The organism is Desulfobacter sp., assembly GCF_050177295.1.
Map to the genome: position 1 here is coordinate 1 of NZ_JBFXHE010000018.1, position 12,659 is coordinate 12,659.

The 12,659-nt window shown below is 43.7% G+C and carries 10 protein-coding genes and 1 pseudogene; 3 read left to right on the forward strand and 8 right to left on the reverse strand.

The window, feature by feature from the left end; translation table 11 throughout:
* The 5 genes and pseudogenes from AB7U36_RS02850 to AB7U36_RS02870 form a co-directional block, all read right to left on the reverse strand.
* The coding region (locus AB7U36_RS02850; protein WP_428158299.1) for a PAS domain-containing protein at window positions 1-964 on the reverse strand (964 nt) is incomplete at its 3' end.
* A 198-nt stretch (window positions 965-1,162) separates the two neighbouring features.
* The gene (locus AB7U36_RS02855) at window positions 1,163-2,452 is read right to left on the reverse strand and encodes a lactate racemase domain-containing protein (protein WP_428158300.1); all 1,290 of its coding nucleotides are present in this window, start codon (window positions 2,450-2,452) and stop codon (window positions 1,163-1,165) included.
* Window positions 2,453-3,143: 691 nt separating this feature from the next.
* Complete coding sequence (locus tag AB7U36_RS02860; protein ID WP_428158301.1) at window positions 3,144-4,730, reverse strand: phosphoglucomutase, alpha-D-glucose phosphate-specific; 1,587 nt, start codon at window positions 4,728-4,730, stop codon at window positions 3,144-3,146.
* A 177-nt stretch (window positions 4,731-4,907) separates the two neighbouring features.
* The gene (locus AB7U36_RS02865; protein ID WP_428158318.1) at window positions 4,908-5,414 is read right to left on the reverse strand and encodes an Hsp70 family protein; all 507 of its coding nucleotides are present in this window, start codon (window positions 5,412-5,414) and stop codon (window positions 4,908-4,910) included.
* Window positions 5,388-5,648 (reverse strand): annotated as a pseudogene (locus AB7U36_RS02870) (Hsp70 family protein); the annotation flags it as partial. The pseudogene AB7U36_RS02870 and the gene AB7U36_RS02865, both read right to left, overlap by 27 nt.
* Window positions 5,649-6,100: 452 nt before the next feature.
* Between AB7U36_RS02870 and AB7U36_RS02875 the strand changes: the two are divergent.
* Window positions 6,101-6,607 (forward strand): flavin reductase family protein, encoded by a 507-nt coding sequence (locus AB7U36_RS02875; RefSeq protein WP_428158302.1) that lies wholly within the window; start codon window positions 6,101-6,103, stop codon window positions 6,605-6,607.
* A gap of 468 nt (window positions 6,608-7,075) precedes the next feature.
* Here AB7U36_RS02875 and AB7U36_RS02880 read toward each other — a convergent pair whose 3' ends face one another.
* Window positions 7,076-7,393 (reverse strand): hypothetical protein, encoded by a 318-nt coding sequence (locus tag AB7U36_RS02880; protein WP_428158303.1) that lies wholly within the window; start codon window positions 7,391-7,393, stop codon window positions 7,076-7,078.
* A gap of 409 nt (window positions 7,394-7,802) precedes the next feature.
* Here AB7U36_RS02880 and AB7U36_RS02885 point away from each other — a divergent pair, with 409 nt between their 5' ends.
* Both AB7U36_RS02885 and AB7U36_RS02890 read left to right on the forward strand, forming a co-directional pair.
* On the forward strand, window positions 7,803-8,723 hold the full coding sequence (locus AB7U36_RS02885) for a L,D-transpeptidase family protein (RefSeq protein WP_428158304.1): 921 nt from the start codon (window positions 7,803-7,805) through the stop codon (window positions 8,721-8,723).
* Window positions 8,724-8,933: 210 nt separating this feature from the next.
* The gene (locus AB7U36_RS02890) at window positions 8,934-10,370 is read left to right on the forward strand and encodes a trypsin-like peptidase domain-containing protein (protein ID WP_428158305.1); all 1,437 of its coding nucleotides are present in this window, start codon (window positions 8,934-8,936) and stop codon (window positions 10,368-10,370) included.
* 158 nt (window positions 10,371-10,528) lie between these two features.
* Here the strand turns inward: AB7U36_RS02890 and AB7U36_RS02895 are convergent, their stop codons facing one another.
* Together AB7U36_RS02895 and AB7U36_RS02900 are read right to left on the reverse strand one after the other, a co-directional pair.
* Window positions 10,529-10,753: a hypothetical protein gene (locus AB7U36_RS02895; protein ID WP_428158306.1), complete on the reverse strand. Its 225-nt coding sequence runs from the start codon at window positions 10,751-10,753 to the stop codon at window positions 10,529-10,531.
* Window positions 10,754-10,883: 130 nt separating this feature from the next.
* Entirely contained in the window at window positions 10,884-12,650 is a 1,767-nt protein-coding gene (locus tag AB7U36_RS02900; protein WP_428158307.1) for a PAS domain-containing protein, read from the reverse strand.
* Window positions 12,651-12,659 lie beyond the last annotated feature (9 nt).

Sequence of the window (12,659 nt, forward strand, 5' to 3'; positions counted from 1 at the left end):
ACGATCGAGCCACATCTTTGGATTGCCAGAAGTTTATCAACGGTTTACCAAGGACGTCCTTTTCATTTTCGTGTGCCCATAATGAAAGAAAGGATTGATTCACGTAGGTAAGATTGCCGTGGAGATCAGCAATGGCGATTGCATTGATTGATGCTGCGATGGCGCTCTCTTTTATTTTAAGCTCTTTTTCTGCTTTTTTTCTGTCGGTGATATTCTCGTATACGCCGAGAACGCCATAAACCTTTCCCTGTTCATCCAGCAGCGGCACCTTTGACGTATCAATCCAAATCCTGCTGCCATCTGCCTGTTGCAAGGGTTCAACGAGATGGAATTTGGCACGATTAAATTGAGTGACTTCCCGGTCATCGGACAGATATGCCTCAGCCTCTTCCTTGGGCCAGGGTAAATCAAAATCTGTCTTACCGATAATCATGTCCGGGGATTCCAGTCCGGCAGCCTGCGCGAACACCTGATTGCATCCGAGATATACGCCATTGATATCTTTCCAAAAAATGGATTGGGGCGTCGTGTTCAGTATCTGTTCAAGCATGGAACGATTTTTTCTTAATATTTTTTCTGCGCGTTTTCGTTCTGCAATTTCTTCTTCAAGGGCTGTTGTTCTTTCCCAAACAAGAGCTCTTAATTGAGTATTAAAGAAGAAGAGGCCTGCAAAGGCGATAAACCCAACAAAAATAGTCAAACCGATAATGTATATATGGTTATATTCATGTCCCATTGGTGCCCGGATTGAGGTAATGGCTCTGATTTCACCAAGCTTTTCGTTAAATCCACCCTGTCCGGGGTAGCGTTGTTGAAGTTCCGTCGGTGCGATTTCCCGCTTGCTGTGGCAGCGCATACACCGGGTGTCATTTGCCAGGAAGGGAATGGCAACATAGAGAACCTTTTTATCATCAATCTCAACAATTTCCTTATATGACGTGATATCCGGGTTCTCGTTAAACATTTTGATGAGATTTTTCTCCAACGCATCCGCTACATAATTCGCAGCCCACAATTTTAAACGTTAAAACAGTAAATAAAAATTTTCTATTTTAAAAGGTTGCAATAGAATCAAGAATACAGAAAAAGAATTCCCAATGCAAAACAAATTGTCAGTGAGATTGAAGAATAATGCGGGAATCAAGGCCAATTAGTTTGAGGATTAGGAGCCGGGCGCAACAAGATCTCCGCAAGAAGAGAATGCGATCCGGCAGGGGGTCATCTCTTTAAGGCTGGAAAGTTTTTCGGTTTCAGGCCCCAGGGCTTCACTGACAAGAAAATCCGTCGTATGCATGGTGTCCCTGATAATAACTGCCCGGACTTTTTCAGGGGACACCGGACCAATGGTTTGGAACCCTGCCTGAACCGCCTTTTCCTCACTGGGAAGCCGGACCGGAATGGCGGCTTTTTTAAGGGACATGGCGGTCAGGGCGTTCATGATGGTGGCCTGGTAATCCATGCCTGCAAATACTTTTTCTGTGATAATGTCGGCATTGCCTAAGCCGATGGCATTGCCTGCCGTGTTCGGGGACAGGCCCAGGATCACCAGCCGTTTGGCATCAAGGCTTTGTGAAAAATCATCTTCCATTAAATCACAGGTTCTGCCGGTGACGTTGGGATCCATGCCTGACCCGCTGATCTCCTTGCCGATTTGCCGGACCACCAGCAGGTCCAGCTTTTTATACGGCAGGCTGGGGAAATGGGATTTGGCCAGGGCTAAAAGGCCCGGCTCCCTGGTGCTGATTTTGGCCGCCGGTATCACCTCAATCTTCATAATCCGGTCATAGGCGTCCTCCACCACGCCAATGCCCAGACAAAGGTTGGTTTGTTCAATAATGGTGTCGCCCATGGCTTTGAGAAGCGTATGAAATCCGTATTTCAGGGCAAAATTATGATAGGTCAAGGCCCCTGTGTGTTTACCCATGCCCACCACAAGCATTTTGTAAAGCCCGCTTTCCACATCCCCTTTGAATTTGGTATGGGGCTTGATGCGGTTGATGCAGATGCTGTGGTCCGCTTCCATGGCTTTTTTTGAAAAATATACAGGCACTGCGTCAAACACGCTTCCGACTTGCACTGCATCCATTTCCGGGGCAATCACTGCCTGGCAGGCATCACTTGTAACGCCTAATTTTGCAAGGGTTTTTTCCTGGCCTTCAGAGGTGGCGCTGCCGTGGCTTCCCATGGCCGGGATGATGACTGGATGGGCCCCTTTGTCTTTGATGCTCCGGCAGATTTGTGCCACAAGATCCGCAATTGAGTTAATGCCCCGGCTGCCCACGCCAATGGCCACGGCCTGTCCGGGTTTAATGTCTGACTGATCCAGTGCCTTTGCCAGTTGTGCTTTCAGATCCGTTGCCGGATCCGGCAGGGCCATGGACGGCAAGGCCAATTTTACCCGGTAAAATCCGGGGAATTTAAATTTTTTTTCAAGGTATGACGGGTAGCGCATTTTTTGACTTTTCCAAGTCCCTGGGACGGGATCAATGTTTTTATTTTACTCGACTATCAAGTTTTCTTCGTGACAACTTGATGTCATATTTTATACGGACCATAGTTTATATTTTGTATTTGAATGAAGGGCTTGGTTCTAACCGTCCCAAATCCCTTCCAACCATATGCTTGGCAGATGGTATTAGTTTAAAATGTTTTTTGACAAGTTCAGCCAGTTCTTTAAGAGCTTGTTTGGTAATTAGGGAATCGAAGCGAAATCTCATGAAAATGAGAACCAATTTTTTCAAATTTTCTGTTAATAGCCGGACTATTGACATAAAATTTGGGAGAATTGGGGCCATTTTCATGAGATTGCAGCCGATTCATCAATTACCAAACAAGCTCTCAGACCCTGCGTGAGGTGATTGAGAGAAATAATCCCATTTTAAAGCTCCCCAAATCGTAATAACTCCGATTCCTGCCAGGGACACTGAAAGGCTTCTTATATTTTTCTCAGATATGGAAGGCTCTGATGTGCATTTGTTAACAGGTTCCTGGGCAGAACAGGTCACGGCGATTAGGCAAAAAAATATGCAAAATAATAATGATTTCATAATATTATCAATATTCAGGCTTTCTGATATTAACCCAGATCCAACATGTCGTATTAAGGGAAATCCGACCCAAAACGGCAAATAATAAACACATTATTAGATATGGAATATCAGATTAAAAGCTTCATCATGAATTTTTTTCCAGAGTTCTTCCCCGCCAAAACTTTCAATATAGAGTTTCATTTTCGGCTCAGTCCCTGAGGGTCTGATAGCAAACCATGACCCATCCGATAGATTGACTTTTATGCCTCCTATGGGGCTATTATTGCCCGTGGCTTTTGTCTGAATGTTTACGATAGATAAACCTGCCAATGAGGTCGCCTTTATTGAATCCGGTGATGTTTGTGAAAGTATTGTTTTTTGCTCATTTGTTATGGGACCATCGATCCTTCTATAGTAAGGATTTCCAAATTCAGATACCAATGTGTCTCTATAAATTTCGGATGGCGTTTGTCCGGTTTTCGCCAGGATCTCGGCTGCAAGCAATGCTAAAATAAACCCATCTTTGTCTGTAGTCCAAACAGCTCCGTTTTTTCTTAAAAAAGTTGCGCCGGCACTCTCTTCACCACAAAAGGCTATTTTTCCTTCCATCAAACCGTTAACAAACCATTTGAATCCAACAGGCGTTTCAAAGATCTCCTTATTTAATCCCATAACCACTTTATCGATCATGCTGCTGCTGACTAAGGTTTTTCCTATGCTAAGGTCATTTCCCCACGAAGGCCTATTTTGGAGCAGGTACCAAATGGCCACAGATAAATAATGATTCGGATTCATCAGGCCATCTGGACAAACAATCCCATGCCTGTCAAAATCCGGATCATTTCCCCATGCAATATCGTATTTTTCTGCAAGCTTGATCAAGTTTGCCATAGCATGGGGCGAGGAGCAGTCCATTCTTATTTTTCCATCATAATCCGGGGGCATGAAGCTGAAAGTTTTATCAATTTTTGAATTAACAACATTGATATCCAATCCATATTTATCAGCAATAGGATCCCAAAAATTTATACCAGAACCACCCATCGGATCTATTCCAATTTTGATTTTTGATTGATGAATAGTTTCTGTGTCTATCACACTGGATAACGACTCTACATAAGGGGTGATAAAATCCCTTTCATGCGTAGACGGTGCTGAATAAGCTTTCATATAATCAATCCTTTTAACCCCATAATTATTAGAATTGATCAGCTGGTTTGCTCTTTTTTCAATGAAATTTGTTACTTCAATATCAGCCGGCCCCCCATGAGGCGGATTATATTTAAATCCTCCGTCTTCCGGTGGATTATGAGATGGTGTAATAATAACACCATCTGCAAGAGACTTTTTAATCGTCCGATTATACTCCAGAATCATAAACGAGATGACTGGGGTAGGCGTATATTCACAATTGGCGTGAATGAAAACATACACATTGTTTGCAGCAAAAACTTCCAGTGCGGTTTGAAAAGCTGGGAAGGAAAGCGCGTGAGTATCATAACCTAAAAACAGGGGTCCTGAAATTTTATTTTTTTTACGATAATCACAAACCGCTTGAGTAATAGATAGGATATGTTTCTCATTGAAAGTGCCGTCTAATGATGAGCCTCGATGTCCAGAAGTCCCGAAAGATACTTGCCCTTTTATTTCTGTTGAATAATAAGAAGATACTATTTTTTCACTATTATTTCTATTTTCCATTAAAATACCTATTGTTAAAGTCTTGAACAAGTGCGGTCGACTCTTTTACTTTTACCTTCATACTCTTAATTTTCGTCTTTGTCACTAAACCGGGTGATGATCCGAAGCAGCTTTTTCATATGTGCACCGCCTTAGTCTTCGGATACCGGGTATCTGGTCTCCTTATGCCCCTGGACGTCAGGCCACATCAGTATAATCCGCATCAATGACATCCTCTCCGGAATTTTGACCTGCCTGGCCATCCCCTCCGGAAGTCTGCCGGTAGAGCTGTTCTGACACCTTGTAAGATGCTTCCTGCAACTCACTGGTCAATCGATCGATCTCGTTTGTGTTTTCCCCTTCCATGGCTTTTTTCAGCCGCCCGATGGCCGCTTCAATTTTTGTCCGGTCCTGGCTGTCAATTTTGCCGGCGGTATTTTTCAGCATCTTTTCCGTTGCATAGATGGCGGCATCTGCGCTGTTCCGTGCCTCGACCAGGGATTTTCTCATGTTGTCTTCCCCGGCATGAAGGTCAGCCTCCCGAATCAGCCGGTCAATGTCCTGCTTGGACAATCCCCTGGAAGCCGTGATCCTGGAAGCCGTGATCCGGATGGACTGTATTTTTCCGGTTGCCAGATCTTTTGCCGATACATTCACGATGCCGTTGGCATCAATATCAAAGGATGAAATCTCCGTCGGGCTGATGGATTTTTCTCCCAGGATCACCCAGACATCTCCGTTAGGCGCCTTTCCCAATTTATAAGGCAGCTTTTTTTTGTCCGCCTGCACTTCCTTTGAGTCGAATTTTCTGCCGATCAGCCGTTTGATGCCGAATACGGTATTTTCAGGGTTGGTGATTGCCTGTCTTTTGGCAATCTGGCCCACCAGGCGCTCTCCGCTTTTTGAAATGGCCACAATGGACGGAGTGGTCCGAATACCTTTTGATTCATTTAAATGAATTTCAAAATATAACATAATGAAAATATAGGGATTAAAATTACAAGTCAATCCGGCAGAAGACTATAAAAAAATATATAAATCAACTATTTAAAATAGGGGATTATTCAAGGGACAACAGGAATGACCGAAGATTCTTTTCTTGTTTTTCAGGTTTGTCTTTTTCCGGATATTGTCCCGGCGGCGGGAAACGGTGTGAACAGAGCAGTTCAGGATTTGTGGTATAGATTTCCAGAAAATAAATTGAATTTTTTATATCAATGCGATCTTAATTAAGATAATAAACAAACTGATTGATATTGACTTTCGGTTCATACTGACAAAGTCAGATAGCTTGTCATAATCCTTGAGCTTACCACTTGCAGCTTCAAGGCAATGAAATACCCGGAGGTACGCTTATGCTTCAGTTGAATCTGAGTAAGGCCTTTACGTTGATGGAATCGGGGCCCGTTGTGCTCGTCTCGACCCATCATGGAGAAAGAGACAACATCATGACGATCTCCTGGACCATGGTGTTGGATTTCACGCCGAAATTTGCGATTACCACGGGGGAATGGAATTACTCCTTCGCGGCGTTGCGGGAAAACAAGGAGTGCGTCATTGCCATTCCAACGGTTGATATGCTCAATAAGGTCGTTGGTATCGGGATGTGTTCCGGAGCTGACACTGACAAGTTCGCCAAGTTCAAACTTACGCCTATTCCGGGAAAGGTAGTTAAACCGCCTTTAATCAAGGAATGCCTGGCAAACATCGAATGCAAGGTCGTCGACATCGTTAAGACGCACAATATTGTCGTGCTTGAGGCGGTTGCCGCATATATTGATACCGAACGGAAAGAGAAACGCACGGTCCATGCCGTTGGTGACGGGACATTCATTGTTGATGGACGCAGAATTGACCGGAGGGATATGATGGCCGCCAAGATCCCAAAAGGTGTTTAGCGGTCACTGGTCAGCAAAAAAAGAAATCCTGGGCGCCAACAGGTAACTACATACAAGGAGGAAGCCATGGGTGGTGTTGGGAAAGTTTGCAATCGTAACGTAATTATTATCGATAGGGAAGGTTCCATCCGTGAAGCAGCCGTACTCATGAAAAAATACCACGTCGGCGATAAGGAATTCTCGCGGTGGATGACCTTATAGATCTTCTCTCCGAACAATTAACGGACCTTGCGAGACTGGTCATGAGGGAACAGCAGCAAGAACGCGAAAAATCCCTGTGACACTTAGGGACATAGGGGATAAGGTGAATTTGATGTTAAGCAGGAAAAAAAGGGACGGGATATCCAGCTGCTGCTTCCCGCCTTAAACGGGTCCCGGTCCAAGGATTTTGAACTGGATTAGAGGTTACCCCTACTCTACCCGCTATGCGGGTAGAGTAGGGGATTTTAATTGCGGACATTCAATATTCTATTTTTTCATGAGCTTGTTGAAAATAGCCTCGGATTTATTAGCCATCTCTTCTGCTCGCGCCGATGCTTTCTTTGCATCTTCTGCAGCCTCCTTTGCTTCATTCGCAGACTGTGCGGCAGATTCTGCGGCAGATTCTGATCTCTGAACACTGTCAGAGGCATACGTTTTTGCCTCTGCAGACTGGTTCAGTGCCTGCTGGGCCATTTCTTCCACCCGCTTGAAATCCTTGTGGGAAGCACATCCAAAAGTCGCCGACATAAAAAAGGCTACCGCCAAAAAACATGATATCCACCAAAGCCGATTATGCGTTTTCATTTCATTTCCTCCTATTTGTTTTGTGTTTCTGCGGAAGAGCCGGTATTACGATTGGGGCCAGTAAACACAACTTCTCCGCATTTTTTAATAAAAACTATCCATCAAATTCTGGAATGCATTAATATCAATAAGGTCACGAAGTTTTATCACTTTTCAATCCGTAACTCTAATCGTCATTAAAATGAAAATAGGGGGATCATGATTACAAGTCAACACAACAAAAGGCCATAAAAAAACATATAAATCGACTATTAAAAATAGGGAATTACCCAATGTCCATAACAAATTATAACAAGCTGAAAGATGGATGGTCAAAAAGGTATTCTCTTTAAGTAAACAAATTATGGTTTGATCTTTGCATTATTTTTAACCTGTGGCGAGGAAGTTTTTATAGAAAGGAGACAAAAATATGCAAGCCAATATTCGATCAACCACAGCAGCTGTAATTATTGGGATAATGCTGCTGGCAGTACCTGAATTCGTGCAATCCGGATCGGTCTTTCAGTATCGGGATGGGAAACAGGACGGTACTTCCGGAAGCCAAAAGATTACCGTCATTGGTTCTCTTCAAAACCATCAAGTGGCAAAAGGTGAAACGCTGTTGGATATTGCCCGTTTCTATGATCTCGGTTTTAACGAAATGGCGGATCTTTATCCGGAAATGGACCCCTGGCTTCTGAAACCAGGCTCTATACTGGTTATTCCATCCCTCTGGATTCTGCCGGAGATCCGGAAACCGGGAATTGTAATCAATGTAGCTGAAATGCGGATGTATCACTTTTTTGATCACTCCCGGGAGGTCCGGACTTTTCCCGTGGCCGTCGGGCAACGTCTCTGGCCAAGTCCGTCAGGCAACTTTCGTGTGATCGAAAAGCGGAAGTCTCCTTTTTGGTACATACCCATGTCACTGCAGAAAAAGTACGGTATCAGTGTCCTCCCACCCGGATGCGATAATCCGCTTGGGGACTACTTTATAGGAATTGGTAATGCTATCGGTATTCATGGGACTAATTTCGCATGGGCGGTAGGACGCCTGGTGACTCACGGCTGCATCCGATTATATCCGGAAGATATCAAGGAACTCTATCCTGCCGTTTCGTTGGGCACACAGGTTCAAATGATTTATGAACCCATAAAAATCGGATATATCGGCAGACGGATATTTCTCGAAGCCCACCGGGATATTTACGCTGGGATCAGCAATTATCAAAAGTCTGCTCTGGATCGGATTGCGGCCGCTGGTTCAACCTGTCATTTTGATGCGGCAACCGTTAAACAGACACTTCAAATCCGTTCCGGGATTCCTATTGAGGTGGGATTCTGTGATTAGGAACACTGAAATCTTAATCTCCACAAACACGCGCTTTCAAAATTAAATTTATAACCTACTATTTTTAATAGTCGATTTATATGTTTTTTTATGGCCTTTTGCTGTGTTGACTTGTAATCACAAACCCCACAGAATCTTAATGGGTGTCTTATGAGCCGTATCCGCAGTCATTAATATCAGTGAATGAAAAAAACAGAGACGTATAATACCATGAAAACAATTTCAAAAAACGGGCAGCTATTCTTTTCGGCAAAAGGAAATTTTACAGTTCTTATCATTTGCCTGGTATATATGTTCCATTATATTCCGGTTGCTGCAAACAATAGTGCACAAGCTTATCCGAGATCGTTTGCCGAATTGATCAAAAAGATTCGACCCTCTGTTGTAAATATTATTGTCGTTAAAACCATGTCTGCTGATATGCCAAAAGGTTCATCGTCAGGTATGGAAGATTCTTTGCGTGATTTTTTTGAAAAGTATTTCGGGGATCAGATGCCCGAGAAATATAGCCGGAATGAACTTGGAACCGGATTTATTATTGATACGGATGGTTTTATCATCACCACCAATCACATGATTGAACAAACTGAAGAAATTAAGGTGCGCTTGAGTAACGATAAGGAATTTTTGGCCCAAATCATCGGTCGGGATACTAAGACCGATTTAGCCCTTATCAAAATAGATGTAGACATTCCCCTGACACCCTTGAAACTGGGAGACTCGGACAAGCTGGAGGTTGGAGATTGGGTCGTGGCGATTGGAAATCCTTTCGGCCTGGGGAATTCAGCCACAGTAGGAATTGTCAGCGCTAAATACCGCCAGATTGGAAAAGGGGCCTATGATAATTTTATTCAAACCGATGCGTCCATCAATCCGGGAAGCAGTGGTGGACCGCTTTTAAATATTAATAATGAAGCTGTCGGCATAAATTCTCGAATTGTCTCACAGACTGGAGAAAATGTCGGAATCGGATTTGCCATACCGATCAATATGGCCAAACAATTACTTCCACAACTCAGGCAAGGACGAATAAAACGGGCATCATTAGGGATCGTGATGCAGGATATCACGCCGGCTCTCCAATTTAAACTTGGATTGAAAACAGATAAAGGCGCCCTTATTTCAGATGTGGTATCTGGTGGACCTGCTGAAAAAGCCGGCATCACCCGGGGAGATGTGATTCTCAAATTTGATGGTAAATCTGTCCAAAGCGCCCACGACCTGAATGTTGCTGTAGCATCCACTCCCATCAACATGGAGGTAAAGGTGGAAATCATGCGGGGTAACCTCTGTCTAAAATCACAGATTAGAACCGTAGAGCTTAAGGAATACGATGATATTGAACCTCTATCTGAAGTCTTACCTCAACTCGGAATCAAACTGCAGGAAATCACGCCTAAAATGGTAAAAGACTATGCGTTGCTCAGACCTTACGGTCTTTTCATTGTCGATCTTGTGGATGAGTCTCCGGCAATAGAGGCCGGATTGATTCCTGGCGATATCATCATTGAGTTCAACAAACAGATAGTGCACAGTATGCAGATTTTCAAAAAGCGCCTGGAAGAAGTTCAAACGGGAGATACCATCCTTTTCCTGGTGGATCGGGATGGAATAACATTTTTTGCAACCCTTAACGTGAGAAGATAGCCGCCCGATGATCAATAAGTTAAGGTACGTTCCGCGTTCTTGAGCCACCGGAAAGCCGGACATGTTTTTCCACATTGGATTTGATTTCTTCAAAGTCAACCTCAATGGAATCATCTCTTATAACATATTGACAGTGAGATCAAACTGTAAGTTTCTATTCAAATGCCTCCGCTGGTCCAGGAGGCCCCCCCGGAAGATGAGTTAACCCGGGGGGGCGTGCGACAAGAAGAGAAAGGAAAAATAATTGAACGGAGGGTATTATCCTGGGGGCTCTGGTTATCGTCCATCATGCAGGGACAATTAAATCCAGCGCCTGTGCCAAAGTTCATGCCCATGCCCATGGACATGGGCATGAACATGTCCGTGGGCATGAATTTTAACATTGGGAGGGTATCCGTCATAAATGTTGAATTACATCCCAATATTGGAATAAAAATAGGGGGATTATGATTACAAATCAAGATGATAGAAGATTATAAAAAAACACATAAATCAACTATTTAAAATAGGGGATTATTCGAGGGACAACAGGAATGACCTAAGATTCATTTTCTGGTTTTTCAGGTTTGTTTTTGCCCGGATATTATCCCGGTGGCGGGAAACGGTGTGAACAGAGCAGTTCAGGATTTGTGCTATTTCTTTGTTGGATTTCCCCGATTTAATAAGTTGGGCCACATGAATTTCCGTAGGGGTTAAATTTATCAGTTTATCTGATAATTTTTTTGAAAACGGAGAGAGGATGTTTTTAAAACTCAATTCCAGACTCTCGACTATTTCTTCCTGATTTTCTTGTGTCAGTGTGGTTTTCAGGTTCTGAATAATGGGGGTAATCAGCATTTTATAGTTGGCAAATATATTTTGTTCAATGTCGTCTTTATCCAGTTCTCTTCTTTTCAGCAGCACTTTCAATGCGGCATTCATATCTTTCAGTTCAGCAGCCTTCTGTTCCAGTTTCAGCTCACTTCGCTTGCGGCTGGTAACGTTGATCTGGTTTATTATAATCCGGGTAAGTTGTCCGTTTGAGTCGAATACCGGAAAGGCGAATATTTCGGTGCTGATCGGATTTCCCAGGTCATCGTACTGTGTATACTCACGAACAAAGGGTTTTTGCCTCTTCTGGACCTCCCTAACCGGGCATGGATAGCCGTCATCGGTACAAGGAGCGCTCTGCAGGCGCCAAACTGCATGGCATTTAAGACCCGTCACCTTTTTCCCGCCAAAAGCATCATTGGCCAGTTCAACGGTATAGTCGCTTGCATTTATAACGGCAAACGGGTTTGTTACTGAATTAATGGCAGTTCTCAGGAACTTTTCACTGTGTTTCACTGCCTCTGTCATCCGGATTCGCGTTATGAAACGCCCCAACATTCCCGCTGTGGAATTGAGCAAATAAGACTCTTCTATTGAAAACAGTCCGTTATTAAATTCCGGCCGGTTCTCTGTGTAGCATACCGTCACTTTCCCCGCCTTCTTTCCCTGAATGACAATATCACTGGTTTTCATCCATTGCGTTTCCTGAAAATTCTCTGTCTGAAAGACTTGTCCGTCCAGGTCAATGCAGGCTGCTGTGATTTCGGGAAACTGCCAGGCCTGGGGAATCAACAAAACTATTTTTTCCAGTACCTCATCTATACTGATGTCCGGTTGTTCCAGCAGGCTGGAAAAACGGAAAAAAAAATACAGCTCCTTAATCCTTTTTTGTAATGTATGCTCTAAACGCTTGGATTCGCTGATGTCAATAAGAACAATCCGGCAGACGGGAGATTCTCCGGCGTTCTCTGCGACCATAGAATTCAGCCGCGCACAGAACACCGAGTTGTCCTTTCTAACCATTTGCAGTTCAACTGTCTGGGAGGTACCGGTTTCTAAAAGTATTTTCCATTGATCAGCGTATCTATGATAATCCTTAGTTAAGATAAACTTAGAGATCGGCTTGTTGATCAGGTTTCCCCGGGGCTGGCCGAGCAGGGTGGCGGCAGTGAGATTGGCATTAATGATGACCCCATTTTTTTTGACAACGAAATAGCCCACCGGTGCGAATTCATAAAGGTCTGAATAACTCTTGCGGGAGAATTCCAGTTCCTCTTGGGTAGCACATAGTTCATCATTTTGCATTTCCAGCTCAACCTTGTGCACCTCCAGCTCATGAATCAGTTCATAGATTTCTTCCCGTGACAAGGTTGTCAAATCGCCTGGCAACAGCCTTGTTTTTTTTATTTTTTTTTCAGCCCTGCATCTAAGTTCATAGGCGCTATCGGGTTGGTTATCTGTGATGTTCAAGATGCACCT